Annotated in this window: 23 protein-coding genes and 1 pseudogene; 20 read left to right on the top strand and 4 right to left on the bottom strand. The window is 69.8% G+C overall.

Annotated elements, in window-relative coordinates; translation table 11 throughout:
* Positions 1–142: 142 nt before the first annotated feature.
* Positions 143–607 (top strand): hypothetical protein, encoded by a 465-nt coding sequence (locus ACS5PV_RS23305; RefSeq protein WP_455397724.1) that lies wholly within the window; start codon positions 143–145, stop codon positions 605–607.
* A gap of 429 nt (positions 608–1,036) precedes the next feature.
* Here the strand turns inward: ACS5PV_RS23305 and ACS5PV_RS23300 are convergent, their stop codons facing one another.
* The gene (locus ACS5PV_RS23300) at positions 1,037–1,699 is read right to left on the bottom strand and encodes a GlxA family transcriptional regulator (RefSeq protein ID WP_455397723.1); all 663 of its coding nucleotides are present in this window, start codon (positions 1,697–1,699) and stop codon (positions 1,037–1,039) included.
* 117 nt (positions 1,700–1,816) lie between these two features.
* On the opposite strand from ACS5PV_RS23300, the gene ACS5PV_RS23295 reads away from it, so the two are divergent.
* Complete coding sequence (locus ACS5PV_RS23295; protein ID WP_455397722.1) at positions 1,817–2,494, top strand: HD domain-containing protein; 678 nt, start codon at positions 1,817–1,819, stop codon at positions 2,492–2,494.
* Positions 2,495–2,622: 128 nt separating this feature from the next.
* Here ACS5PV_RS23295 and ACS5PV_RS23290 read toward each other — a convergent pair whose 3' ends face one another.
* Positions 2,623–2,967 (bottom strand): LysR substrate-binding domain-containing protein, encoded by a 345-nt coding sequence (locus tag ACS5PV_RS23290; protein WP_455397773.1) that lies wholly within the window; start codon positions 2,965–2,967, stop codon positions 2,623–2,625.
* A gap of 263 nt (positions 2,968–3,230) precedes the next feature.
* Entirely contained in the window at positions 3,231–3,932 is a 702-nt protein-coding gene (locus tag ACS5PV_RS23285; protein WP_455397721.1) for an IclR family transcriptional regulator, read from the bottom strand.
* Between the two features lie 192 nt (positions 3,933–4,124).
* Between ACS5PV_RS23285 and ACS5PV_RS23280 the strand changes: the two genes are divergently transcribed.
* The 18 genes from ACS5PV_RS23280 to ACS5PV_RS23195 all read left to right on the top strand — a co-directional run bounded on the left by ACS5PV_RS23280 (position 4,125) and on the right by ACS5PV_RS23195 (position 24,378).
* A complete protein-coding gene (locus tag ACS5PV_RS23280) occupies positions 4,125–5,459 on the top strand; it encodes an MFS transporter (protein ID WP_455397720.1) in 1,335 nt (444 codons plus the stop codon).
* Positions 5,460–5,477: 18 nt separating this feature from the next.
* On the top strand, positions 5,478–8,543 hold the full coding sequence (ydiJ, locus tag ACS5PV_RS23275; protein ID WP_455397719.1) for a D-2-hydroxyglutarate dehydrogenase YdiJ: 3,066 nt from the start codon (positions 5,478–5,480) through the stop codon (positions 8,541–8,543).
* 24 nt (positions 8,544–8,567) lie between these two features.
* A complete protein-coding gene (locus tag ACS5PV_RS23270) occupies positions 8,568–9,482 on the top strand; it encodes a DUF1932 domain-containing protein (protein WP_455397718.1) in 915 nt (304 codons plus the stop codon).
* 231 nt (positions 9,483–9,713) lie between these two features.
* Positions 9,714–10,388 carry an RraA family protein gene (locus ACS5PV_RS23265; protein ID WP_455397717.1) on the top strand — a complete coding sequence of 225 codons (675 nt, stop codon included), beginning with the start codon at positions 9,714–9,716 and terminating at the stop codon, positions 10,386–10,388.
* 87 nt (positions 10,389–10,475) lie between these two features.
* On the top strand, positions 10,476–11,750 hold the full coding sequence (locus ACS5PV_RS23260; RefSeq protein WP_455397772.1) for an MFS transporter: 1,275 nt from the start codon (positions 10,476–10,478) through the stop codon (positions 11,748–11,750).
* 22 nt (positions 11,751–11,772) lie between these two features.
* Positions 11,773–12,690, top strand: coding sequence for an SMP-30/gluconolactonase/LRE family protein (locus tag ACS5PV_RS23255; protein ID WP_455397716.1), 918 nt, complete (start codon positions 11,773–11,775; stop codon positions 12,688–12,690).
* A gap of 8 nt (positions 12,691–12,698) precedes the next feature.
* Positions 12,699–13,673, top strand: coding sequence for an amidohydrolase family protein (locus ACS5PV_RS23250; RefSeq protein WP_455397715.1), 975 nt, complete (start codon positions 12,699–12,701; stop codon positions 13,671–13,673).
* A 35-nt stretch (positions 13,674–13,708) separates the two neighbouring features.
* Entirely contained in the window at positions 13,709–14,677 is a 969-nt protein-coding gene (locus ACS5PV_RS23245) for an amidohydrolase family protein (protein ID WP_455397714.1), read from the top strand.
* A gap of 355 nt (positions 14,678–15,032) precedes the next feature.
* A complete protein-coding gene (locus tag ACS5PV_RS23240; RefSeq protein WP_455397771.1) occupies positions 15,033–16,190 on the top strand; it encodes a transporter substrate-binding domain-containing protein in 1,158 nt (385 codons plus the stop codon).
* 32 nt (positions 16,191–16,222) lie between these two features.
* Positions 16,223–16,825, top strand: a complete 603-nt coding sequence (locus ACS5PV_RS23235; protein ID WP_455397713.1) for an ANTAR domain-containing response regulator — start codon at positions 16,223–16,225, stop codon at positions 16,823–16,825.
* Positions 16,826–16,848: 23 nt separating this feature from the next.
* Positions 16,849–18,084, top strand: coding sequence for an urea ABC transporter substrate-binding protein (locus ACS5PV_RS23230; RefSeq protein WP_455397712.1), 1,236 nt, complete (start codon positions 16,849–16,851; stop codon positions 18,082–18,084).
* Between the two features lie 373 nt (positions 18,085–18,457).
* Positions 18,458–19,330 (top strand): ABC transporter permease subunit, encoded by an 873-nt coding sequence (locus tag ACS5PV_RS23225; RefSeq protein WP_455397711.1) that lies wholly within the window; start codon positions 18,458–18,460, stop codon positions 19,328–19,330.
* Between the two features lie 11 nt (positions 19,331–19,341).
* Complete coding sequence (locus tag ACS5PV_RS23220) at positions 19,342–20,391, top strand: branched-chain amino acid ABC transporter permease (protein ID WP_455397710.1); 1,050 nt, start codon at positions 19,342–19,344, stop codon at positions 20,389–20,391.
* Positions 20,388–21,128, top strand: a complete 741-nt coding sequence (locus ACS5PV_RS23215) for an ABC transporter ATP-binding protein (RefSeq protein ID WP_455397709.1) — start codon at positions 20,388–20,390, stop codon at positions 21,126–21,128. Before ACS5PV_RS23220 ends, ACS5PV_RS23215 begins: the two co-directional genes overlap by 4 nt.
* Positions 21,121–21,831, top strand: a complete 711-nt coding sequence (locus ACS5PV_RS23210) for an ABC transporter ATP-binding protein (protein ID WP_455397708.1) — start codon at positions 21,121–21,123, stop codon at positions 21,829–21,831. Before ACS5PV_RS23215 ends, ACS5PV_RS23210 begins: the two co-directional genes overlap by 8 nt.
* A 23-nt stretch (positions 21,832–21,854) precedes the next feature.
* Positions 21,855–22,847 (top strand): acetamidase/formamidase family protein, encoded by a 993-nt coding sequence (locus ACS5PV_RS23205; protein WP_455397707.1) that lies wholly within the window; start codon positions 21,855–21,857, stop codon positions 22,845–22,847.
* Between the two features lie 18 nt (positions 22,848–22,865).
* Positions 22,866–23,627: an SDR family NAD(P)-dependent oxidoreductase gene (locus ACS5PV_RS23200; RefSeq protein WP_455397706.1), complete on the top strand. Its 762-nt coding sequence runs from the start codon at positions 22,866–22,868 to the stop codon at positions 23,625–23,627.
* A 271-nt stretch (positions 23,628–23,898) separates the two neighbouring features.
* Complete coding sequence (locus ACS5PV_RS23195) at positions 23,899–24,378, top strand: DJ-1/PfpI family protein (RefSeq protein ID WP_455397705.1); 480 nt, start codon at positions 23,899–23,901, stop codon at positions 24,376–24,378.
* Here the strand turns inward: ACS5PV_RS23195 and ACS5PV_RS23190 are convergent.
* Positions 24,330–24,560 (bottom strand): annotated as a pseudogene (locus ACS5PV_RS23190) (LuxR C-terminal-related transcriptional regulator); the annotation flags it as partial. The gene ACS5PV_RS23195 and the pseudogene ACS5PV_RS23190 sit on opposite strands and share 49 nt — an antisense overlap.
* Between the last annotated feature and the right edge of the window lie 300 nt (positions 24,561–24,860).

Here is a 24,860-nt window from a genome sequence, read left to right as displayed (position 1 = left end):
GCTCGAAATCGTTTTGGCTTCCGTGCGCAGCCCGGGCATGTTCCGCGGCTGGACCCTTCCCCGACATCACCTCGCAGGGAACACGAGCAGGTGGCGCCGCTTTGCCAAGGGGTTCGAGGTCCGCGGGTGATAGGCGGCGAGCATGCAGGGATACGGAGCCTCCTTCGGACTTGGGTTCGTGGCCGGGATGCGCAGCATGTCCGCCTGCGCTGCGCTGACCTGGGCCGCCTCGCAGGGCAAAACGCGTGGTGATCTCATCCCCGCCGGAACGACCGCTCGGGCCCTGGCGACGGCAGCCGCGGCGGCCGAGATGGCCGGCGACAAAATGCCGTTCGCACCTGATCGGCGCATCCCGCCCTCCTTCGCTTTTCGGCTGGCCGTCGGCGCGGCGGGTGGTTGGTCCTTGGCCGGGCGACGTGCCACGCCCGAATACGGTGCCCTCGCCGGGGTTGCGGGAGCGATCGCCGGTACTCTCATCGGGCGCGCCGCACGGGGCGGAGACTCGGGTTCGGCGGCAGGTCGCATACGGGGTTTTGCCGAGGACGCGACCGCGGCGGGTCTCGCATTCCTGGTCGTCGCGTCCGCGGAGCCCAAGCGGCGCGATTGAGGCGAGAACCGGTTGCGATGGCTACGGGAGGGTTCGACGCCAAAAGCCCCCCGTCTTCACCGCATTCCCTCCGGGGCGGCTACCTCGATCCCATCCTTCAGGCCGACGCCGGTGGGGCCGCGCCGCAGGGCCTCTCGTACGAACCACGCCGTCAGCGACGGGGCGCATAGGTCACGTCGATGCCGAAGGCTGTCGGCTACGCCGAGGCCCGGACGCTCGCCGATCAGCACCACGCTGGGGCGGGCTCCGAGGCGCTTGCGCGCTGGATCACCGGTGCGGCGTGGCTCGCGACGGCTTTCGCCGGGAGCCCGTCCGCGACGATGAGCACGGCTGAACGCTGCTTCGGACGCGTGGCGCGACTTGGCCGACAGGTGTTGGCCGACAGGTGTTGGCCGACAGGTGCGTTGCGGATGACCGGTGAAATCCAGGTCAGGGCCGTACGTGCCGGCGCCGGTACTCGGCCGGCGTCGTGCCGACCCGGCGCATGAACGCGCGCCGCAGCGTGTCCGCATCGCGGAAGCCGCAGGCGCCCGCGACCTGCTTCAGGGCGGCATCCCCGGTTTCGAGAAGGCGGCGGACAGACTCGATCCGGACGGTCTCCACGTAAGCGGCGGGCGTGAGGCCCGTCTCGGCCCGGAACAGGCGCGCGAAATGGCGCGGGCTCATCCCGGCCCGCTCGGCCAGCGCCTTCGCCACGGCCCAATGCGTCGTGACCCGGCGGCGGCGCAAGAGGCCGGCCTGACCGAGGAGGAAGGCGCCGCTGCAGATCGAACCGTAGCGCCGGCAACGCGCCGCGGCCCGGACGAGCCAATCCAGGAGCTCGGTCCGGACCTCAAGGTCCTGGATCCGGGGCGCGCCCGCGACGAGGAGCGTGTCGAAGCACGTCGGTTCGGTCCGGGGCGCGACCAGATCCGCGACAAGGCCACGCCCGGACGACGTGATGATGGGGCCGGGCTCCGTCCCGACGACCGCCAGGTCGTAGACGTTCCGGCCGCTCTGGGCGTTCGCCTCGGCGAAGACGTCGAGCGGCCCGGCCACGTCGAGGAGCTGGACGCCAGGAAGGGCGAGAACGGCGACGGATCGGGGGGCCATGCGGATTCCGTGGCTGACGATGCGCGCACGATGGCAGAAATCATCGTGCCACGGCGATTGATGCCATGTTGGGTGCCCGATACCTCATCGGGAGGCTCAGCGCAAAGGAGACGCGCCATGACCATCCCGTCCGAGGCCGCCATTCCCGATACGGCCCTCGCCAAGGCGATCACCGAATTCGTCCGCGACACCGAGACGGACCTGCTCTTCAACCATTCGAGCCGGGTCTATCGGTTCGGGGCGCTCGCCGGTTTCCATCGCGGCCTGATCTTCGACCGCGAGCTTCTCTATGCCGGCGCCATGTTCCACGATGTCGGCCTGATGCCGGATCACAGCAGCGCGACGGAGCGCTTCGAGGTGGACGGTGCCAACGCCGCCCGCGCCTTCCTGAAGGCGCACGGCGTGCCGGAGGCGGATGTCTACACGGTCTGGACGGCGATCGCGCTCCACACCACGCCCGGCATCCCGGTCCACATGCATCCGGTGGTCGCCCTGGTCACGGCCGGCGTCGAGATGGACGTGCTGGGCCTGACCTACGGCGAGTATTCCGACGCCGAGCGCGAGGCGGTCGTCTCAGGCTATCCCCGCACGCCGGACTTCAAGGAAGACATCATCCAGGCCTTCTACGACGGCATCAAGCACAAGCCCGACACCACCTTCGGCAACGTGAAGGCCGACGTGATCGCCGACAAGGAGCCGAGTTTCCGCAGGGGGAATTTCTGCAGCGTGATCCGCGCGTCTCGCTGGCCCGGCGGCACTCATGCGCCGGGTTGCGGCTGCGGCAACCACGGCTGATCCGCCCGCCGGACGACAGCATCCGGAGATCGGTGCTGTCGCGCTGCGGACCGGCCGCAGGCACGAGCGGGTCGGCCCGTGTCGGCGACCCCGACCTCGCATCATCGCCGTACGGAAGACCTCGGCGATCAGTGCCGGTCATCCCCGACGATGTCGGCAACGCGTCGACTGGCGCGGAGCAGGGCCTGCCGAAGCCAGGTATGGGCCGGATCCTGCGTCCACCGTTCGTGCCGGACCATCTGCACGGTCATCGGACGCGGGTTCCAGGCCGGCGTGGACGCGCGCGCCACGCCGGCGGCCTCGAAGCCTCGCGCCAGCGAGGCCGGGACGATCGCCACGCGGCGCGAATGCGCGATGAGGCTCGGCACCGCCAGGAAATGCGGCTGGAGGACGGAGCAGCGAGGCACCAGGCCCGCCGACTTGAACGCCTGGTTGAGGGCGTCGCGGTCGAACCTCTCGGTCTGCCGCGTCAGGCCGCGCTCCGAGAGGTGTCCGTCCGGACGACGACCGTGACGTGATTTGGTTTTCTCTTTAACAGAAAAATCAAATCATGGGCACGCAGATCCAACTGCTCGGCGGTCAGGAGCGGCCTTCTAACCCCCAGGCGGCATGCCGGTGCGCGCCGACACTTGGCGCATGACACGAAGGACCGCCGAGCTTGGTCGAGGCGAAGGTCCGTTCCGCGGATCGATCCTGACCTTCCCTACGGCCGCGCCCATGAGCGAGCGCTCTCCGCTCAAATCTGCGCGCCCAGCTCGGCCGACAGCCGTTCTGCGGCCTCGCGGAGCCGTGGCGCGAGGAGCCCGGCCTGATCGGCGGTGAGGCGCGACGAAGGCCCCGACAGCGCGAGGGCCCCGATCAGCCTGCGGCCGGCACCGAAGACCGGCATCGCCAGGGAGGCGACGTGCGGATCGGTGATCCCCGACGTGTAGAGCGGCAGCTCGGTCGCCGCCTGCAAGTCGGCCCGGTCGCCGAACGTCATCAGCACTTGCGCGATGGCCGAATGGTCCATCGGCCGCATGTCGCCCGGCCGCACGTTCATGCGCAGAGGGTAGGGCGAGTCGGCCCGGAACAGGCAGAGTCGCTGGTTGCCGCGGCGGATGTAGAACGACGCCGTCTCCATCGACTCGGAGGCCAGGCGCTCCAGTACGGGGACGACCCGCTCCTCCAGCGCGAAGGATTGCTGGTAGACCGAGCCGATGCGCGCCGCCTCGACGCCGAGGCGGTAGCGCCCGTCGTCCAGCCGCTCGATGAGGCCGAACTTCTCGAGCGAGATGCACAGCCGCATGATGGTGCTCTTCACGAGCTCCGTGCGCCGGGCGAGCTCCGTCAGCTCGAGCGCGTCGTCGCCGCGCTGGAACGCGGTCAGGACGGTCAGCACCCGCTCGGCCGAGGCGACGCCTTCCAGCTTGGGTCTCGGTCGGGCCTCTTTCGGCATTCGTCTCACGCTCACGGGTCTCGAGGGCTTCGCGGTCGCTCCCCTTAGCGACGCCGGGCGCCGCCGCCAAACCAAACCGACCGGGCGCTCCGACTGCGGCATTCGCGACGGATCCGGTGCGCTTGACCCGACCGCGCGACGCGGGTACTCAAAATGAAACGCCGTTGCGAAAAATGGCAGGGAGCAAGCGTCATGACACGGGCAGGACCGGCGCGGCCGGCATTCACACCATCGGCCGCGGTCGACGAGCAGGCGCTGCATCGCAAGATGATGTGGCGCATCCTGCCCTTCCTGTTCGTCTGCTACGTGATCAGCTACCTCGATCGCGTAAATGTCGGCTTCGCCGCACTGACGATGAACAAGGATATCGGCCTCTCGGCGACCGCCTTCGGCATCGGTGCCGGCCTGTTCTTCTTCGGTTACTTCATCGCCGAGATTCCCAGCAACCTGATCATGATGCGCGTCGGGGCGCGGATCTGGATCGCCCGGATCATGATCACCTGGGGCCTGGTCTCGGCGGCGACCGCCTTCGTCACCGGCCCGATCCAGTTCGGCGTCGCGCGCTTCCTGCTGGGCTTGGGCGAGGCCGGCTTCGTCCCCGGCGTGTTCCTGTACCTGAGCCTGTGGTTCCCGTCCGCGGTGCGGGCCCGGGCGACTGCTCTGTTCCTGCTCGGCATCCCGGTCGCCAACATCGTCGGCTCGCCGATCTCCGGCGCGCTGATCCAGCTCGAAGGGTTCGGCCTCAAGGGCTGGCAGTGGCTCCTCGTCCTCGAGGCGGTGCCGGCGGTGGTCCTGGGCATCGCCTGCCTGTTCGTCCTGACCGACCGGCCCGAGAAGGCGGCCTGGCTGTCTCCGCCCGAGCGCGACGCCCTCGTGGCGAAGCTCGCGGCCGAGAAGGCGGCGATCGAGCAGAAGCACAAGATGACGCTGGCCCAGGCGCTGCGGAACTGGCGCGTGCTGATGCTCGCCTGCATCAACTTCTGCGCCATCGTCGGCTCGCTCGGCATCGGCCTGTGGCTGCCGCAGATCATCAAGCAGCTCGGCCTCGCCACCTCCCTCGTCGGGGTGGTGACGGCGATCCCCTACATCTGCGGCGCAGTCGCCATGGTGGTGTGGGGCCGGATGTCGGACCGCGGCAGCGACCGGACGATCTACCCGGCGATCTCGCTCTTCGTCGGGGCCGCGGCCCTGCTGGCGAGCGCGTTCACGCCGACACCCGTCCTCACCATCGCGGCGCTCTGCGTGGCGGTGATGGGCATCAACTCCTTCGTCGCCACCTTCTGGGCGGTGCCCTCCAGCTTCCTCACCGGGCGCGCCGCCGCCGGCGGGATCGCCATGATCGTCTCGATCGGCAATCTCGGGGGCTTTGCCGGGCCGTACATGATCGGCCTGGTGCGCGACCTCTCGGGCGGCTTTACCGCGCCGCTCCTCGCGGTCGGCGCCTGCCTGCTGGTCGGGGCGGTCCTGATGCTCGCCTTCGGCCGACAGGTGCGCCGGGCCGATACGCCCGTCGCGGTCGCGGCCTGATCACGGGGACCTGCCGCCATGATCCCGCGCCTCGCCTTCGAGCCCGAGACGGCGCCGCTCCACGCGGCCTTCTGCGCCGAATTGCGGGCGCGGGGTTTTGCCGGCGACCTGTCGCTGTCGAGCGCCGACCGCACGGTGCTGGCGACCGACAACTCCATCTACCAGCTCGCCCCGCAAGCCGTTGCCTTCCCGCGCGACCGCGACGACCTCGTGCGGATCGCCAGGCTGCTGGCCGAGGATCGCTTCGCCGAGATGCGGATCGCGCCCCGGGGTGGGGGCACCGGCACCAACGGCCAGTCCCTCACCGACGGGCTCGTGGTCGACCTGTCGCGGCACATGAACCGCATTCTGGCCATCGACCCGCAGGCGCGCACGGTCCGGGTCGAGGCCGGCGTGGTCAAGGACCAGCTCAACGCGGCGCTCAAACCCCATGGGCTGTTCTTCGCCCCCGAGCTCTCGACCTCGAACCGCGCCACGATCGGCGGCATGATCTCGACCGACGCCTGCGGCCAGGGCTCGTGCCTCTACGGCAAGACCCGCGACCACGTGCTGGCGCTGACCACGATCCTGTCCGACGGCACGGTCTGGCACTCCGAACCGCTCGACGCGGCCGGGCTCGCCGCCGTCCAGGCGCGGCCCGACCGGGCCGGGGCGATCCACCGCGAGGTCGACCGGATCCATCGCGAGAACGCCGCGCTGATCGCCGAGCGGTTCCCGCCGCTGAACCGCTGCCTCACCGGCTACGACCTCGCCCATATCCGCCGCGCCGACGGGCGCTTCGACCTCAACGCCGTGCTGTGCGGCTCGGAGGGCACGCTCGGCTTCCTGGCCGAGGCCACGCTCGCCGTCCTGCCGCTGCCGAGCCACGTGGCCCTGGTCGTCCTGCGCTACGCAAGCTTCGACGCGGCTCTGCGCGACGCGCGGGCGCTGAGTAGTCTCGCGCCGGCCTCGATCGAGACGGTCGATTCGACGGTGCTGGCGCTCGCCCAGGGCGACCCGGTCTGGGACGGCGTCGCCGCCTTCTTCCCCGAGGATGCCGGCGAGCGGGCCCGCGGCGTCAACCTCGTCGAGTTCGTCGGCGACAGCGAGGCGGCGATCGCCGGAGCGCTTGCCCGCCTCACGGCCATGCTGGACGGGACGGGGCAAGGGGCCGAACGGGCGGCCGGGCGGCGCGGCTACACGGTGGCGCGGACCGAGGCCGATGTCGGCCGGATCTGGACTATGCGCAAGAAGGCGGTGGGCCTCCTCGGCAACCGCAAGGGCGAGGCGCGCCCGATCGCCTTCGTGGAGGACACCGCCGTCCCACCCGAGAACCTCGCCGACTTCATCGCGGCGTTCCGGGCCGTGCTCGACCGGCACGGCCTCGATTACGGGATGTTCGGCCATGTCGATGCCGGCGTGCTCCACGTCCGCCCGGCGATCGACATGAAGGCGCCGGGCGCGGAGGGCCTGGTGCGCGCGGTCACCGAGGAGGTCGTCGCGCTGACGCAGGCCCATGGCGGCCTGCTCTGGGGCGAGCACGGCAAGGGCGTGCGCTCGGAGTTCTCGCCGCAGGTGTTCGGCCCGCTCTATCCGGCGCTCCAGGCGCTGAAGGCCGCCTTCGACCCGAAGAACCAGTTCAATCCGGGGAAAATCGCGGCGCCGGATGGGGCAGGGCTCCTCACGGTCGACGGGGTGCCGACCAAGGGCGGCCACGACCGGGCCATCCCGGCCGAGGTGCGGGCCGGCTACGACGAGGCCCTGCACTGCAACGGCAACGGCGCCTGCTATTCCTGGGATCCGGACGAGGCGATGTGCCCGTCCTGGAAGGGCACCCGCGAGCGCCGGCACTCGCCGAAGGGCCGCGCCCAGCTGATGCGCGAGTGGCTGCGGCGCCTCGCAGCCCTTGGGGTCGACCCGCTGGAGGAGGCGCGGGCCTTACGGGCCCGCCCGGGCTGGCGCGGCTTTCCCGCCCGCCTCGCCGCGACGTTGCGCCGGCGGGACGACGACTTCTCCCACGCCGTGCACGAGGCGATGGCCGGGTGCCTGGCCTGCAAGTCCTGCACGGGCCTGTGCCCGATCAAGGTCGACGTCCCGACCTTCCGGGCGAAGTTCCTCGAACTCTATCACGGCCGCTACCTGCGGCCCCTGCGCCACCACGCAATCGCGGCTTTGGAGCCGCTGGCGCCCCGGCTCGCCAGGGCCCCGCGCCTCGTCAACGCCGCGATGGGGCTCGGGGCGGGGAGGGCGGTCGGTCTCGTCCACGCGCCGAAACTGTCCGGGCTCGATCTCGGGCGCGAGATGGCGCGTCGCGGCGTGGCCCTGGCCGACCCGCAGGGGCTGGCGCGGCTCTCGCCGGCCGAGCGGCTGGCGAGCGTCGTCGTGGTGCAGGACGCCTTCACCAGCCACTACGACACGCCCGTCCTCCTGGCCCTGCTCGATCTCATGATCGGGCTCGGCCTCCGGCCCTGGCTCGCGCCTTTCCGCCCCAACGGCAAGCCGCTGCACGTCCACGGCTTCCTCCGGGAGTTCGAGCGGGTCGCCGACCGGAACGCCGAGGATCTCGGCCGGCTCGCCGCGACCGGTGTCGCCCTCGTCGGCCTCGATCCGTCGATGACGCTCACCTATCGCTCCGAGTACAAGCAGGCCCTGCCGGGACGCGACCTGCCGCGGGTCGCGCTCGTGCAGGAATGGCTCGCCGCGCGCCTCGACGCCCGCGCCGCCGGGGCGGTGGGCGAGCCGTACTGGCTCTTGCCGCACTGCACCGAGCGGGCGACGGCGCAGCCCGCCGTGGCGGCCTGGATGCAGGTCTTCCAGGCCTTCGGGCTGAGGCTCACGGTGCTGCCCTCCGGCTGCTGCGGCATGGCCGGCACCTACGGCCACGAGGCCGAGAACCGGGCGACCTCCGAGCGCATCTACGGACTCAGCTGGGCGAAGCCCGTGGCCGAGAAGGGCCGGACCGGCCGCCTCCTCGCCGACGGCTACTCGTGCCGCTCGCAAGTGAAGATCGTCGACGGCGTGCGGCTGCCGCACCCGGTCGAGATCCTGCGCGACCACCTCGCGAAATCAATCCCCGCGCCCCGCCTCACGCAAGCGGCGCACTGAAACCCGACACCACAGGAGTCTCTCATGACCGAGCGCACGCAATTCCGATTCGGCCTCGTCGGCTACGGCGAGATCGGCAGCACCCTCGGGGCCGGCCTGCGCGGCGCCGGCCTGGAATCCATCGCCTGCTACGACAAATACGCCTTCGACGGGCCCTATGCCGACCTGATCCAGGGCCGGGCGCGGGAGGCCGGCGTCACGCTCGTGCGCTCGAACGCCGAACTCGCCGAGGCCGCCGACCTGATCGTCAGCGTGACGCCGGGCGTCGCCTCGATCGAGAGCGCCGAGGCCTTCGCGCCGGTGCTGTCGGAGCGCCACACCTTCCTCGACTTCGCCTCCGCCACCCCGAAGGTGAAGCAGGGCGTCGCCGAGCGCCTGTCGGCCACCGGCGCGCTCCTCGGCGACGGCGCGATCGAGGGCACGCCGCTGCACGGCTATTCGATGCGGATGCTGTCGAGCGGCCCGGCGGGCGAGCGCGTGCGCGACCTGCTGGTGCCCTGGGGGATGCAGATCGCCTTCATGGGCCCGGCCCTCGGCACGGCGTCCGGCATCAAGATCCTCCGCTCGGTCCTGATCAAGGGCATCGAGGCGCTGCACGACGAGATGCTGCTCGCCGCCCGCCAGTACGGCATCGACGAGGTCGTGCTCGCCTCGGCCTCGAAGACCCTGGACCGGCCGTGGATGGACACGGTGAAGAGCCTGACCCCGTCCGGCGTCATCCACGCCAAGCGCCGGGCCGAGGAACTGGAGATGTCGGCTGAGGCGGTCGCCGATTCCGGCGTCGAGCCGATCATGGCCCGGGCCATCGCCCAGCGCCTGCGCTGGAAGGAGAGCCTGGGGCTCAAGGACCACTTCAAGGGCGTCGTGCCGGCCACCTACCAGGAGGCTTTGGACGCGATGGTCGAGAAGGCGGGGTTGAAGCCTGCCGGCAGCGCGTGACCCGACGCTCCGCGCCATCCCAGAACGTATCGACATAGACTAATTCGTCCTACCCGCGACCTCATCCTGAGATGCCAGTCGATCAAGGATCGACTGACCTACAAGGAAGGCTCCAGAAATCTCCATGCATGCTGGAGCCCTTCTTCGAGGCTCACTTCGCTCGCACCTCAGGATGAGGTCGTGGGTGGAATGAACTGCACAACGACAACCCGAAAATCCTGGAATCCCCCCATGTCCATCGGTTTCAAGATCCATCCCCGCACCCGCACCGTCGATGCCGCCACGGTCGAGAAGTTCAAGGCGATCGCGGTCGCCAACATCAGCGACTCGATGGGGCGCATGACGCATGGCGGGCCGCGGCTGCGGCCGATGCATGCCGGCGGCGTGCTCTGCGGCGTCGCCCTCACCGTCAAGGCGCGCCCGGGCGACAACCTGATGGTCCATGCCGCCCTCAACCGCGTGAAGCCGGGCGACGTCATCGTCGTCGACGCGGGCGGCGATCTGACCAACGCGATCCTCGGCGAGCTCATGCTCTCGCATGCCCAGCAGGTCGGCTGCGCCGGCGTGATTGTCGACGGCGCCGTCCGCGACTTCGGTTGGATCAAGGCGAACGCCTTTCCGGTCTACGCCGCCGGCGTGACCCATCGCGGGCCCTACAAGAGCGGTCCCGGCGAGATGAACTGCCCGATCGCCATCGACGGGATGGTGATCGAGCCCGGCGACCTGATCGTCGGGGACGACGATGGCTTCGTCTGCGTGCCGTACGACCTCACCGAAAAGGTCTTCGTCGCGGCCGACAAGAAGCAGCAGGGCGAGGCCAAGACCATGGCGGCGATCAAGGCCGGCACCGTCGACCGCTCGTGGGTTGAGCGCGAGCTGGAGAAGGCCGGCTGCGAAGGCCTCTGATCGACCAGCCTCGACAACTAACATCGAACGGGAGGACGGGACGTGAGCGCCACCACAGACGACCCGCAGACCTTAGAGGCAACGACCATGCGCCGGGTGATCCTCCGGCTCGTGCCGTTCCTGATGGTCTGCTACTTCTTCGCCCTGCTCGACCGGGTGAACGTGGGCTTCGCAGCCCTCCAGATGAATCACGATCTCGGGCTGACCCCGGCGATGTTCGGCTTCGCCGCGAGCCTGTTCTTCGTCTCGTACTTCCTGGTTGAGGTGCCGAGCAACCTGGCCTTGCAGAAGGTCGGGGCGCGGCGCTGGATCGCCCGGATCATGATCACCTGGGGACTGATCACGATGGCCATGGCCCTCGTGACCGGGCCGCACTCCCTCTACGTCATGCGCTTCGTGCTCGGCGCGGCGGAGGCCGGGTTCTTTCCCGGCGCGATCCTCTATCTCACCTACTGGCTGCCGAGCCGGTACCGGGCCCGGGTGCTCGCCACCTTCACGGTCTCGATCCCGCTCGCGACCTTCCTCGGCTCGCCGCTCTCGGTCTCGCTGCTCGAACTCGACGGCCTCCTCGGCCTCAAGGGCTGGCAATGGCTGTTCGTGCTGGAGGGCCTGCCGACCGTACTGCTCGGCATCGCCTGCCTGTTCGTGCTGACCGACAAGCCGAAGGACGCCACCTGGCTGACGGATGCGCAGCGCGGCTGGCTGGTCGGGCGGCTCGCCGAGGAGGCGGCGGGCAAGACCCCGGTCGGCCACATCTCGCTGTGGGGGCTGGCCCGAAACAAGTACTTCCTCACCATGGCGCTCGTCTGCGCCGGGGCCTCGGCCACCGGTACCACGCTCTCGGTCTGGCAGCCCCAGATCATCAAGTCGTTCGGGCTCACCAACCTCCAGACCGGCTTCGTCAACGCGGTGCCCTACGGCATCGCCACTTTGCTGATGATCCTGTGGGGCCGCCACTCGGACCGCCGCGCCGAGCGCACCTGGCACACCGCGATCCCGCTGCTGCTCGCCGGCTTCGGCCTCGCCTTCCTCAACCTCGCGGGCGGCATCACCCTGACGATCGTCGCGGTGTCGTTCGCGCTCGTCGGCGCCTACGCCTTCAAGGGGCCGTTCTGGGCTTTGTCGGCCGGCTGGCTCTCGGCTGGGACGCTCGCGGCGGGGCTCGCCGGCATCAACGCCATCGCCAACCTGATCGGCGGCGGCCTGATGGTGAACGTCGTCGGCTATGTGAAGACCGAGACCGGCAGCTTCGCCCTCGGCCTGCTCCCGGTGGCGCTCCTCGACGTGGCGGCCGCCGTCAGCGTGCTGATGATCAGCCGCTCCCACGCCCGCGCCGTGCGGGCGCAGGCGGTGCCGGCCTGAGTCCCGATCTCGCGAGGCCCCGATGTTTTTCGCTCCCCCGCCGGCCGTCACGGCCGAGATCTTCACCCGCCTGCCCGACCGCTACCGCACGCGAAAGCCCACCGCCTGGGCCAACGCCAACCGCGGCGGCGAGGCGATCGATTCCTTCCTCGAAGGACCGGTCTTCGACCGGGAGGGCCGTCTCTACGTCACCGATATCCCGCACGGGCGGATCTTCCGGATCACGCCCGACGGGGCCTGGGACCTCGTCGCCGAGTATGACGGCTGGCCGAACGGCCTGAAGATCCACCAGGACGGGCGGATCTTCATCACCTGCTACAAGAACGGACTGATGCTGCTCGATCCCGGCAGCGGATCGGTGACGCCGTTTCTCGAGACCGCCGGCTCGGAGGGATTTCGCGGCGTCAACGACCTCACCTTCGCGGCGAACGGCGACCTCTACTTCACCGACCAGGGCCAGACCGGGCTGCAGGACCCGACGGGCCGTGTCTACCGCCTGCGCCCTTCCGGCGAGCTGACCTGCCTGATCGACACCGTGCCGAGCCCCAACGGCATCGTGGTCGACACCGCGATGAAGAACCTGTTCGTCGCGGTGACCCGGGCGCAGCAGATCTGGCGCATCCCCCTCGGCACGAGCGGGCTGGTCTCGAAGGTCGGCGTGTTCGCGCAGCTGCACGGCGGGATGGGCGGGCCGGACGGCATCGCGCTCGACGAGGAGGGTTGCCTGATCGTCGCCCATACGGGCTTCGGCTCGATCTGGCGGCTGTCCCCGGTCGCCGAGCCGCTGCTGCGGGTGAGGTCGCCCGCCGGCATCTCGACCACCAACGTCGCGTATGGCGGGCCGGACCGAAAGACCCTGTTCATCACCGAATCCGCCACCGGCAGCATCCTGACCGCGCCGATGCCGGCTCCCGGCCAGCCCCTCTTCTCCCACGCCTGAGGATATCGATGAGCACGATGACCCGGCGCGACCACCTCGCGCTTCTGGCGACCGGATCCTTGGCGACCGGATCCTTGGCGACGGGCTCCTTTGCGGCCGGGTTCGCCCTCGGCGGCACGCCGGCTGCGGCCGAGGCCGTGCGCTGGTCCAGTGGCACCGAGAAGCCCCGGATCACGGTCCCGGCTAACGCCACCGACTGCCACCACCACATCTACGATGCCCGCTTCCCCTCGGCACCGGCCGCGACCCTGCGGCCGCCGGATGCGAGCATCGAGGATTACCGCGCACTCCAGCGCCGGCTCGGCCTCACCCGCAACGTCGTGGTGCAGCCCTCGACCTACGGCACCGACAACCGGCTGCTGGTGAAGTCGGTCACGGCCTTCGGGCCGACGGCGCGCGGCATCGCGATGCTCGATGCGAGCGTCACCCCGGAAGAGCTGCGCCGCCTCGACGAGGCCGGCATCCGCGGCGTGCGCTTCGGCACGCGGCTCCCGGGCGGCGCCCCGATCACGGATCTCGAACCGGTCGCCCGCAAGATCGCCGATCTCGGCTGGCACATCCAGCTCGTCTCGGAAGGCGAGAAGATCGTCGAGCTGCGCGAGGTGCTGGAGCGGCTGCCGGTCCCGGTGGTGTTCGACCACATGGGTCACCTGCCCGAGCCCGCTGGGCCCGACCATCCGGCCTTCCGGGTGATCGCCGACCTGGTCGCGAATCGCGGCGCCTGGGTGAAGCTCACCGGCGCCTACATCCTGTCGAAGTCCGGCCCGCCTTCTTACGCCGATCGCGGCCGGCTCGCCCGCGCCTACGTGGCGCTCGCGCCCGAGCGGCTGGTCTGGGGCTCCGACTGGCCGCATCCGACCTCGCCGGCCGAAGGCAAACCGGACGATGCCGGCCTCCTCGACCTCCTGGCGGAGTGGGCGCCCGATCCCGCCGTGCAGGCGAAGATCCTCGTGACCAACCCGGCCCGGCTCTACGGCTTCTGAGCCCGGCCCACCAATCACCAATGGGAGGACATACCGTGACGACCTTCGACCTGTCGCGGCGCGAGATCCTGCGGGCCGCCGGCTTCGGCGCGGCTGCCGCCATCGGGCTACGGGGCGGTCCCGCCCTCGCGCAGCAGGGCGCCGTGCCGTTCTCCGCCGGCACCGAGCCGCCGAAGACCGAGGTGCCGGCGAATGCCTGCGACTCGCACATCCACATCTTCTCGACGCGCTTTCCCGCCTCGGCCCACTGGAAGGGACAGCCGGTCGCCGACAGCGACGTTTCGGCCTACCGCCTGTTCCAGAAGCGGATCGGGACGAGCCGCACCGTCGTCGTGACGCCGTCGACCTACGGCATCGACAACCGCGCCACCCTCGACGGGGTGGCGCAGCTCGGCGCGTCGGCCCGCGCCGTCGTGGTCGTCGACCTCGACGTGACCGAGGCCGAGCTGAAGGACATGGCCGCCCGGGGCGCGGTCGGCATCCGGGTCAACTTCGTGACCCCGCAATCCTGGGGCGCCACCACGGCCGAGCGCCTGGAGACGATGGCCCGGAAGGTCCATCCCCTCGGCTGGCACGTCCAGGTCTACATGACCGGCGACCAGATCGCCGACCACGCCGAGGTCCTGGCGCGCCTGCCGACCCCGCTCGTCATCGACCATCTCGCCCGCCTCCTGCCGGGGCAGGGGCCGAACCACCGCGCCGTCCCGGTCGTGCGCAAGCTCCTCGACGGCGGCCGGACCTGGATGAAGCTCTCGGGCGCCTACCTCAACACCACGAGCGGCCCGCCGGCCTACGCCGACGCGACCGAGGTCGCCCGGCTCTTCGCGCAGGCGGCGCCGGAGCGGATGGTCTGGGGCAGCGACTGGCCGCATCGCGGCGAGAAGCACATGCCGGACGATGCCGGCCTGTTCGATCTCCTCGCCGAATGGGCCCCGAGCGAGGCCGCGCGGCGGCGCATCCTCGTCGACAATCCGGCTGCGCTCTACGGCTTCGGCAGGTCCTGAGCGGCGAGCCCTCGACGGGCGTGGGGGCTCCAGGACGTTCCGAACCTGTAGCCCCAACACGAACGTCCGCGCCGAGGCATTCGGTCCGCGTGACGGCGAGGTCCGGTGGCGAGACGTGGGAGCGCGCGGATGGGCGCGCCGCCCTGGAGCATCGGCGTCAGAGCGCGCGCTCGCCCTCCGACGGACGTCTCCGCGTGTTTCAGAAACCAGCTTGACATCGTCGGCGTAACGTTGGAGCCTGCTTTTAAGGCGCTGGGCAACGATGCCCATTCCCGCGCCACAAGGCTCCCTCCGATCCGGCAATGCAGCCCGCAGCGCTTCGCGCTGGCGGGCTTTTTGCGTTCCAAAGGCACCGATGACTGACGGACATCGCATCGGCATCCTGTTCTCCACCGCCGGGCCCTACGGCCTCGTTGGACGAGCCATGCGGAACGGCGCCGTCCTGGCGATCGAGGAGGTGAATGCGGGAGGCCTCGGGATCACCCTGGTGCCCGACATCATCGACCCGAAGGGAGCGATCGCCGGCTATGCCGCGGGTGCCGAGCAGTTGCTGCGTGACGGGATTCGCCACGTCGTCGGCTGCTATACCTCGTCGAGTCGCAAGGAAATCATTCCGGTCTTCGAAAAACTCGATGGGATCTTGTGGTACCCATCGCATTACGAGGGCTTCGAGACCTCCGAGAACGTGATCTATACCGGTGCGTCCCCGAACCAGCACATCGTGCCGCTGGCCCAGTACCTGCTCGCCCGTGGCGACCGGACCGCATTCTGTGTCGGTTCGAACTACATCTGGGCGTGGGAGAACAACCGCATCCTGCGCGAAACGATAGCGCTCTCCGGCGGGCGGGTCGCGGCGGAGCGCTACTTCGCTGTCGGCGAGACCGAGTTCGGGCAGGTGATCGACGCCATCATGGCGGCGCGACCGGATTTCGTGTTCAATACGCTGATCGGAGTCTCGGCCTACCGGTTCTTTCAAGAGTTGCGCCGCGCCTGTCGGGCGCGCGGCATCGATCAGGCCCGCGAGCTTCCGGTCGCGAGCTGCAGCCTCGCCGAGCCGGAACTCGAAGCGATCGGCCCGGAGGCCGTCGACGGCCATATCAGCTCGAGCGTCTACTTTTCCTCCATCGATACCCATCGCAACCGCGCCTTCACGGACGCCTACGCCGCGCGGTTTCCCGGCGGGCCGACGCCGTCGGCCGACACGGAAGCCGCCTACATCGCCGTCCACCTCCTCGCCAGAACCCTGGCGCGGGCGGGCACCGACGGGATCGCGGCCCTTCGGCGGGCGGCAAGCGAAGTCGCCTTCGAGGCGCCGCAGGGAACGGTGCGCCTCGACGAGACGACGCTCCATACAGCGTTGACGCCGCGCATCGGCCTCTCCACCGCGGCGGCGCGCTTCACGATCCTGGCCGAGGCGCCGGCTCCGGTCGCGCCCGACCCCTACCTGGTGCGCAGCGCCCCGCGCGTCGTCCCGGTGCTCCGGCGCCCGAGCCTGCGCGTGGTGCCGTCGTGACGGGATCGCGCCTCATTCAGAATTTCAGCGGGATGCAGGCCCACCTGATCGTGGCGCCGACGACCATGAGCGATACGCTCGTGGCGACGCTGATGAAGCTCGGGCTGACCGTGACGTCGACTTGGCCGGCGGGCGACGCCCCTCCGGTCGATTGGGCGGAGCTCGAACCCGAGCGTGCCCTGGTGATCCTCGATGGCGACCTGCCGCTGCCCGGGACCGCGTCGGGCACCGTCTGCGACCTGCCGCCGGTCCCGGTGCTCGGCCTCGTCGGCGTCGAGGCGCCGAGCCGGCTCAAGGGCCTGCTGCAGTTCGGCGCGACCGGTCTCCTGCGCAAGCCGATCCACGGCGCGTCGGTCTACGCCGCCCTGTACCTCACGATCAACGAGCACCAGCGGCGCCGCGCCCTCGAGGAGCAGCTGGCGCGTCACGAGGAGCGCCGGCGCGGACGGCGCCACGTCGTCAAGGCGATCCTGCGGGTGATGCAGGAGCGCGGCCTCGACGACGAGGCCGCCTTCGAGGTCCTGCGGCGGGACAGCATGCGCGCCCGCCTGCCGCTCGAACACTATTGCGAGGCCCTGGTGCGGGCCCGCCCCGACGTGCCGGCGCCGGCCCGGCGCATCGCCTTTCCCGAGTGACCCCCAGCACGAGGACGCCCACCATGACGAGACCCCGCCACGGATCCCGCCTGACCGCCCTCGCGGCCGCCCTGGTGCTCGCCGGCCCGGCCGCCCGGGCCGCCGAGCCGATCAAGCTCGGCGTGCTCGAGGACCAGTCCGGCGACTTCGCGCTCGCCACCATCGGCAAGGTCCACGGCATCCAGCTCGCCACCGACGAGATCAACGCCGCCGGCGGCATCGCCGGGCGCAAGCTGGAGCTGGTGATCTACGACACCCAGTCCGACAACACGCGCTACCAGGAATTCATGCGCCGGGTGCTCCAGCGCGACAAGGTCGCCGCGGTCTTCGCCGGCTTCTCGTCCGCCTCGCGCGAGGCCTACCGGCCGATCGTCGACCAGCTCGACGGCTTCGCCTTCTACAACAACCAGTACGAGGGCGGCGTCTGCGACGGCCACATGGTGGTGACCGGCGCCGTGCCCGAGCAGCAATTCTCGACGCTGATCCCCTGGATGATGGAGAAGTTCGGCAAGCGGGTCTACACCATCGCGGCCGACTACAACTTCGGCCAGATCTCGGCCGAGTGGGTGCGCAACATCGTGAAGGAGAATGGCGGCGAGATGGTCGGCGAGGAGTTCATCCCGCTCGGCGTGTCGCAATTCTCGCAGACGATCCAGAAAATCCAGAAGGCCAAGCCCGACATCCTGATGACGCTGCTCGTCGGCACCGCCCAGGCCTCGTATTACGAGCAGGCCGCGGCCGCGAACCTGAAGGTTCCGATGGGCTCCTCGGTCAATGTCGGCCAGGGCTACGAGCACAAGCGCTTCAAGCCGCCGAGCCTCGCCAACATGTACGTGACCACCAACTACATCGAGGAGGTCGACACGCCGCAGAGCAAGGCGTTCCTGGCCAAGTGGAAGGCGAAGTTCCCGAACGAGCCCTACGTCAACCAGGAGGCCGAGAACTCCTATCACGCGGTCTACCTCTACAAGCAGATGGTGGAGCGCGCGAACGGCTCGACGAAGCGCGCCGACCTGCGCAAGGTGATCGCCGCCGGCGACGTCTGCGTCGACGCGCCCGAGGGCAAGGTCTGCATCGATCCGAAGAGCCAGCACGTCTCGCACACGATCTACCTCGCCAAGGTCGACGAGAAGCATGCCATCTCGTTTCACAAGACCTGGACCGACATCAAGCCGTACTGGCTCGGCCAGGCGGGCTGCGACCTGACCAAGAAGGATCCGATGGCGCAGTACACCCCGAGCAACCCGCCGAAGCCGTGATGTCGACGGCCGGGGCTCCCGCCTCGGCTCGTGCGAACACCGCTTGATCTGCTCCGAAACAAGTAAAGCGCGGGATCCCCTCTCCAGGCGATGCCGGGCTTGCCCGGTATCGCTGCGAGGTGTGGGAGAGGGGTAGGGGCGAGGGTGGAGACGGTGCCGAATGGATCTGCGACCGTTCCGCTGCCCAGCTCGGCGTTCAGAGTTCAATCCTGAAGCCGAGCCACCCTCACGCGGGATCTTCGATCCCCAGGCCCCTCTCCCACACCTTGCAGCGATACCGGGCAAGCCCGGCATCGCCTGGAGAGGGGAGAGCGCCCGTTTCTTACCTGAACAGATCGAGCAGAAACCGTAATTCTCCTGAGACGGCTCCCGCATGGTCCTCCTCGATCCGGCCTTCGCCTTCCTCTACCAGCTCGGGGACGCCTTCGCGTTCCTGGTGCTCGCCGCCTGCGGCCTCGCGGTGGTGTTCGGCATGATGGGCGTCATCAACCTGGCGCACGGCGAGTTCATCATGTGCGGCGCCTACGTGACCGTCGCGACGACCCGCGCCGGGCTGCCGCTGCCGCTCGGGATCCTCGCCGGGGCCCTGGTCGCCGGCGCGGTCGGCATGGTGCTGGAACGCCTGGTGATCCGCCACCTCTACGGCCGGCCCCTCGACACGATCGTGGCGACCTGGGGCGTCAGCCTGGCGGCGACGCAAGGGACGCTGATCCTGCTCGGCTCCAGCATGCCGGGCGTCGGCACGCCGCTCGGAAGTTTTTCCCTCGGCAGCTACTCCTACTCGACCTACCGGGTCGTGCTGATGCTGGCGGCGCTCTGCGTCCTCGCCGGGCTTTACCTCGCCTTCAACGCCACCCGCTTCGGCACGCTGGCGCGGGCGACGATCCAGGTGCCGCACATGGCCGAGGCGCTCGGCGTCGACACCCGCAAGGTCTACGCCCTGACCTTCGGGATCGGGGCCGGCCTCGCCGGCCTCACCGGCGGGCTCTACGCCCCGACCATGACGATCGTGCCGACCATGGGCACCACCTTCATCATGGAGGCCTTCGTCACCGTGGTGGTGGGCGGGGCCGACATCTTCCTCGGCACCGCGCCGGCCGCCCTCGTGCTCGGCACGGTGCGGGCGGTGCTGACCTCATGGCAGGGCCAGCTCTTCGGGCAGATCGGCCTCCTCGTCGCGGTGATCCTGGTCATCCGGGTCCTGCCGCGGGGGATCTCGGGCCTGATCCTGCGCGAGCGGGCATGAGGAATCACGCGATGCGTCGTCTCCTGCGCCGGCTCGAAGGGCCCCAGACCCTCGGCCGCGGCCCCGCCTTCTGGACCGCCTTCGCGGTCGTGCTCGCCCTCGCGGTCGCCTATCCGTGGTTCGCCGACGGCTACACGGTCGGCAACACCGCCTACTTCTTCTGCTGGGTGTTCATGGCGCTGGGCCTGTGCCTGATCTGGGGCTACGGCGGCGCACTGAGCTTCGGCCAGACCGCGTTCTTCGGCCTCGCGGGCTACGCCTACGGCGTGCTCACCCTCAATGTCGGCGCGGCCTACGGCTTCACCATCGCCGCTCTGGTGCTGGCGGTGGCGCTCGCGGCGGGGTTCGCCGCACTGCTCGGCTACTTCCTGTTCTTCGGCCGGATCGGCGGCGTGTTCCTCGGCATCATCACCCTGTCGGTGACGCTCGCCCTGGAGCGCTTCATGGCGCAGACCGCCGGGCCCGACTGGCGCATCGGGGCGGCCCGCCTCAACGGCTACAACGGCATGAGCGGCATGCCGCCGCTCACCGTGCCGTGGTTCGACGGCGACCTCGTGCTGTTTCCCGACGTGGCGCTCTATTACGGGCTGCTCGGGCTCCTCGTCGTCACCTACCTCGCCCTGCGCATCCTGGTGAATGCCCGCTTTGGCAACGTCCTGGTGGCGATCCGCGAGAACCCGGAGCGGGCCGAGATGCTGGGCTACGACGTGCGCCGCTACCAGCTCGGCGCCTTCGTGATCGGCTCCGCCCTCGCGGGCCTGTCGGGCGCGCTCTACACGGCCTGGGGGCAGTACATCACGCCCTCCAGCATGGGGCTCACCGCGGCGGCGCTGCCGGTGATCTGGGTCGCGGTCGGCGGACGGGGCGACCTCACCGCCACCCTCGTCGGCACCCTCGCGGTGCTCGGCGGGTTCCAGGCGCTGACGATCTACGGCAGCCAGTACGCGCTCGTGGTGATGGGCCTTCTCCTCGTCGTCGTGGTGCTCGCCGCCCCCGAGGGCCTGGTCGTCGCGCTGATGCGCGGGCTTTCCCGCCTCACCCGAAAGGCGCCGGCGCGATGACCGCGATCCTCGAAACGCGCGGCCTCGACAAGCATTTCGGCGGCCTGCACGTCACCAACGGCGTCGATTTCAGCGTGGGCGAAGGCGAGGTCCATTGCCTGATCGGTCCGAACGGCGCCGGCAAGAGCACCTTCTTCCGCCTGCTCATCGGCGAGTACACGCCCGAGCGCGGCCAGGTGCTCTACCGCGGCGAGGACATCACCGCCCTGAAGCCCTTCGAGCGGGTGCGCCGGGGCCTCAGCGTCAAGTTCCAGGTACCGGGCATCTTCCCCGGGCTGACGGTCGCCCACAATCTCGAGATTGCGCTCCAGCACCACCTCGAGGGCGCCTCGCTCGGAGCCGAGATCCGGCGGCTTCTTGCTTTCCTCAACCTCGCGGAACCCGCGGGCGAGCGGGCCGGCACGCTGAGCCACGGCCAGAAGCAGTGGCTGGAGATCGGCATGGCGATCAGCCTGAAACCCCGCCTCCTGCTCCTCGACGAGCCCACCGCCGGGATGTCGCCGGCCGAGACCTTCGCCACCGGCGAGATGGTGCAGGCGCTGAACGGCGACGGCGTCGCGATCCTGGCGATCGAGCACGACATGGCCTTCGTCCGGCAGATCGCCCAGCGGGTCACCGTGCTGCATCTCGGGCGCATCTTCGCCCAAGGCACCACCGACGAGATCGTGGCGAACGAGGCGGTCGCGGCGATCTATCTCGGCGAGACCGAGGCGCCCAGGAGGAGCCAGGATGCCTGAGATCCTGCTCTCCACCGCCGGCCTTCGCGCCGGCTACGGCGGCAAGCCGGTGCTCCAGGGCGTCGACCTCGCCGTGCGGGCCGGCGAGATCGTGGCGGTGATCGGCCGCAACGGGGTCGGCAAGTCGACCCTGATGCGCAGCCTGATCGGCCTCCTGCCGGCGGCCGCCGGCGGCATCGCCTTCAAGGGCCGGGCGGTCGAGCGGCTTCCCGCCCACACTCGCGCCCGCCTCGGCATCGGCTACGTGCCGCAGGGGCGCGACGTCTTCCCGCGCATGAGCGTCGCCGACAACCTGGCTGTCGGCGCCTCGCTGCTGGAGGCGGGCACACCCTTCGACATCGAGCGCGCCTACGGCCCGTTTCCGATCCTGCGCGAGCGCCGGACGCAGCGCGCCGGCACCCTCTCGGGCGGCCAGCAGCAGCAGCTCGCGATCGGCCGCGTCCTGGTGGGGGCGCCGTCCCTGATCCTGCTCGACGAGCCCTCCGAGGGCATCCAGCCCTCGGTGGTGCAGGAGATCGGCCGCACCCTCGTCGACCTCAACCGCCGTACCGGGGTGACGGTGGTGTTCGTGGAGCAGAACCTCGACCTGATCCGCGCCATGGCCCAGCGCAGCTACGTCATGGACAAGGGCCGGATCGTCGCGGAGCTGACGGCGCGGGACCTCGACGACCGCGACCTGGTGCGGCGCCACCTCGCCGTCTGAGTTCAATCAAGGGAGAGACGACCATGCAGTGGCTCGACCAGTCGATCATGGCGAAGAAGGGCGTGGCCAAGGGCAAGCCCGGCGCCGAGCACACCATCACGGAGGCCGAGCAGGGCCGCTACCACTACGTCTACGGGCCCTTCGTCGACCCGGTGCTCACCGTCGATCCGGGTGCCGTCGTCACGGTGGAGACCCACGACGCCTTCGAGGGCAAGATCCGCCACGAGACCGACAGCCCGACCAAGATCCTGAACTTTCCCTATCTCAACCCGCAGAACGGCCCGATCTGGGTCAACGGCGCCGAGAAGGGCGACTGCCTGGCGGTCGCCATCAAGTCGATCCGCCCGCGGGGGCCCCAGCCCTGCGGCACGACGCTGATCATGCCCGAGTTCGGCGGCCTCGTCGCCACAGGCGACACCGCGCTCCTCAACCCGTCGCTGCCTGAGCGGGTGCGCAAGCTCGAGGTCACGGCGGAGGGCGGCGTGCGCTGGAACGACCGCATCACCCTGCCGTACCAGCCGTTCATCGGCACGATCGGCACCTCGCCGGAGATCGAGGCGATCTCCTCGCTCCAGCCCGACTATTACGGCGGCAACATGGACCTGCCCGATGTCGGCGTCGGCGCGGTGATCTACCTGCCGGTCAACACCAAGGGGGCACTGCTCTACCTCGGCGATTGCCACGCCGCGCAAGGCGACGGCGAGCTCTGCGGCGTCGCGGTCGAGCACCCGACCCACACGACGGTGCAGATCGACCTCATCAAGGGTTGGACCATCCGCTGGCCGCGCCTCGAGACGGAGGACTTCTTCATGACCATCGGCTCGTCGCGGCCGATGGAGGATGCCGCCCGCATCGCCTACCGCGAGCTGGTGCGCTGGCTTGCCAGCGATTTCGGCTTCGAGGAAATCGACGCCTACATGCTGCTGACCCAGTGCGGGCGGGTGCGGCTCGGCAACATGGTCGATCCGAAATACACTTTGGGCGCCTCGATCGCGAAGTCGATCGCGCTGGCTTAACCATCCAAGGAGCGCGTCATGGATCTCGGCCTCAAGGGGCTCCGTGCCCTCGTCACCGGCGGCACCAAGGGCATCGGCGGCGCCATCGCCGACCTTCTCGCCGAGGAGGGCGCCGCCGTCGCGCTCTGCGCCCGCAATCCGGAGGAGGTCGCCGCCAAGGTGGCGGCGCTCCGCGCCAAGGGCGTCGCGGCGACGGGCCGCGCCGTCGACGTCGCCGAGTCGGGGGCGCTCAAGACCTGGATCGCGGAGGCTGCCGACGAACTCGGCGGCCTCGACATCCTGGTGCCGAACGTCAGCGCGCTCGCGGTCGGGGCCGACGAGGCCGCCTGGCGCGCCGGCTTCTCGGTCGACCTCATGGGCACGGTGGCAGCGGTCGAGGCCGCGATGCCGCTCCTTGAGCGCTCGAAGGCGGCCTCGATCACCGTCATCTCGAGCGTGTCGGGCCGCGAGATCGATTTCGCGGCGGGGCCCTACGGCGCCTTCAAGGCGGCGCTGATCCACTACGCGCAGGGGCTCGCCTTCCAGCTCGCGGGGAAGAGCATCCGCGCCAACACGGTCTCGCCCGGCAACACCTATTTCGAGGGCGGGGTGTGGCACCGGATCGAGGAGGGCAATCCGACCCTGTTCGCCGAGGCCTTGCGCCTCAACCCGACCGGCCGGATGGCTCGCCCGGAGGAGATCGCCCGCGCCGCCGTGTTCCTCGCGAGCCCGGCCGCGAGCTTCGTCACCGGCACCAACCTCGTCGTCGACGGTGCGCTGACCCGGGGCGTGCAGTTCTGAGCGTTCACCCTGTCACCGCATAGGCAGGTCTCCGCCTACCACCGTTGTGCGAACGGTTGGGCGTGGCCGGGTGCCGGAAAGGGTCATGGCGCATGGGGGAGGGGTCCCTGATGGATCCCGCGCCGGAAGCTCGCGCCAACCAGGCTATGTGCACCTCACAACACTCCCGCTGCGCTGGCACCGCCGCATCGAGCGGTGAGCGAGGCTCGCCGAGGAGGCGACGGCGCACGAGTGGGTGGTCCATGTCGCCGTGCCCTCGGGCACCGAGCGCATGGCGCGTCTCCTGTGCGAGCTGAGGGAGCACTCGGGCAAGGTCGGCCAAGTCACGGACGGTCAGTTCGAGCTGCCGCTCAGGCAGACCGATCTCGCGGACACGCTCCGGATGGACGAGACCGCCATCGCGTTCGCGCAATCCTTTCTCGATGCCGGCAAGCCCGTGGCCACGATCTGCCACGGCCCGTGGACGCTGATCGAGACCGGCAAGCTGCGGGGCCGGCGGATGGCCCCGGGGCCGTCGTTGCAGACGGACCTCGAGACGCAAGGGGTCGAGTGGCTGGATCAGGAGGTCGTCGTCGACGGCAACCTCGTGTCGAGCCGGATGCCGGACGACATCCCGGCCTTCAACCGCGAGGTGGTCGCACTGTTCGGCCGGTCCAGAGCTCAAGGCGGCACGACTCGCACCGTGAGCCGGGCTTTTTCGGATCATGCCCAGCGGTCGCCCGCCGCCTCGGCGGCCCGGCCCTCGGGGTGAGGCTGGGCCGCGTGCCCCGAGGCGCCGGGCTGATCGGCCGGTCGGACGCCGGCTGCGGTGGCGATCAGGACCGCCTCGGGCAGGGTGCGGGCACCGAGCGCCTCCATGACCTTCGCACGGTGGATCTCCACCGTCCGCGGGCTCAGGCCCAGGGTACGGACGATGGTCTTGTTCGTGCCCCCCCCGCGAGGCGTGACGCGCGGGAGAGGCGGCCGCACGAAACGCTGGGCGATCGTGTCGGGCCCGGCCTTGGCCTCGAGCCCATCGGCAACTGGGTTTAGCGCAGGGTATATTATGGATTGACGGCGTGCATATTCGTTTGTATTTTTTTAAAATTCGTCGCCGGGCCTGCATACAACGACCTTTGCTTTAGGTATATCTAACTCATCACTTATTGCGGGGCAATAACATGCGTCAGTTCTGTCGCGTTGGATCTTGAGCCGATAGAGGCCCGGGTATGAGGCTGCAGGGCGAGGGCTCTC

This window comes from Methylobacterium sp. Gmos1 (assembly GCF_053764715.1).
Note: the sequence above shows the minus strand (reverse complement) of the source record. Positions and strands in the feature narration are given on the sequence as shown.

What these genes read in the sequence shown, in the direction of transcription:
- ACS5PV_RS23235 (WP_455397713.1), top strand. Translation starts at nt 16,223, where the DNA reads ATGCAGGCCCACCTGATCGTGGCGCCGACGACCATGAGCGATACGCTC.
- ACS5PV_RS23260 (WP_455397772.1), top strand. Translation starts at nt 10,476, where the DNA reads ATGCGCCGGGTGATCCTCCGGCTCGTGCCGTTCCTGATGGTCTGCTAC.
- ACS5PV_RS23195 (WP_455397705.1), top strand. Translation starts at nt 23,899, where the DNA reads ATGGCGCGTCTCCTGTGCGAGCTGAGGGAGCACTCGGGCAAGGTCGGC.
- ACS5PV_RS23200 (WP_455397706.1), top strand. Translation starts at nt 22,866, where the DNA reads ATGGATCTCGGCCTCAAGGGGCTCCGTGCCCTCGTCACCGGCGGCACC.
- ACS5PV_RS23250 (WP_455397715.1), top strand. Translation starts at nt 12,699, where the DNA reads ATGAGCACGATGACCCGGCGCGACCACCTCGCGCTTCTGGCGACCGGA.
- ACS5PV_RS23270 (WP_455397718.1), top strand. Translation starts at nt 8,568, where the DNA reads ATGACCGAGCGCACGCAATTCCGATTCGGCCTCGTCGGCTACGGCGAG.
- ACS5PV_RS23280 (WP_455397720.1), top strand. Translation starts at nt 4,125, where the DNA reads ATGACACGGGCAGGACCGGCGCGGCCGGCATTCACACCATCGGCCGCG.
- ACS5PV_RS23255 (WP_455397716.1), top strand. Translation starts at nt 11,773, where the DNA reads ATGTTTTTCGCTCCCCCGCCGGCCGTCACGGCCGAGATCTTCACCCGC.
- ACS5PV_RS23225 (WP_455397711.1), top strand. Translation starts at nt 18,458, where the DNA reads ATGGTCCTCCTCGATCCGGCCTTCGCCTTCCTCTACCAGCTCGGGGAC.
- ACS5PV_RS23265 (WP_455397717.1), top strand. Translation starts at nt 9,714, where the DNA reads ATGTCCATCGGTTTCAAGATCCATCCCCGCACCCGCACCGTCGATGCC.
- ACS5PV_RS23285 (WP_455397721.1), bottom strand. Translation starts at nt 3,932, where the DNA reads ATGCCGAAAGAGGCCCGACCGAGACCCAAGCTGGAAGGCGTCGCCTCG.
- ACS5PV_RS23295 (WP_455397722.1), top strand. Translation starts at nt 1,817, where the DNA reads ATGACCATCCCGTCCGAGGCCGCCATTCCCGATACGGCCCTCGCCAAG.
- ACS5PV_RS23230 (WP_455397712.1), top strand. Translation starts at nt 16,849, where the DNA reads ATGACGAGACCCCGCCACGGATCCCGCCTGACCGCCCTCGCGGCCGCC.
- ACS5PV_RS23220 (WP_455397710.1), top strand. Translation starts at nt 19,342, where the DNA reads ATGCGTCGTCTCCTGCGCCGGCTCGAAGGGCCCCAGACCCTCGGCCGC.
- ACS5PV_RS23240 (WP_455397771.1), top strand. Translation starts at nt 15,033, where the DNA reads ATGACTGACGGACATCGCATCGGCATCCTGTTCTCCACCGCCGGGCCC.
- ACS5PV_RS23215 (WP_455397709.1), top strand. Translation starts at nt 20,388, where the DNA reads ATGACCGCGATCCTCGAAACGCGCGGCCTCGACAAGCATTTCGGCGGC.
- ACS5PV_RS23210 (WP_455397708.1), top strand. Translation starts at nt 21,121, where the DNA reads ATGCCTGAGATCCTGCTCTCCACCGCCGGCCTTCGCGCCGGCTACGGC.
- ACS5PV_RS23205 (WP_455397707.1), top strand. Translation starts at nt 21,855, where the DNA reads ATGCAGTGGCTCGACCAGTCGATCATGGCGAAGAAGGGCGTGGCCAAG.
- ydiJ (WP_455397719.1), top strand. Translation starts at nt 5,478, where the DNA reads ATGATCCCGCGCCTCGCCTTCGAGCCCGAGACGGCGCCGCTCCACGCG.
- ACS5PV_RS23305 (WP_455397724.1), top strand. Translation starts at nt 143, where the DNA reads ATGCAGGGATACGGAGCCTCCTTCGGACTTGGGTTCGTGGCCGGGATG.
- ACS5PV_RS23300 (WP_455397723.1), bottom strand. Translation starts at nt 1,699, where the DNA reads ATGGCCCCCCGATCCGTCGCCGTTCTCGCCCTTCCTGGCGTCCAGCTC.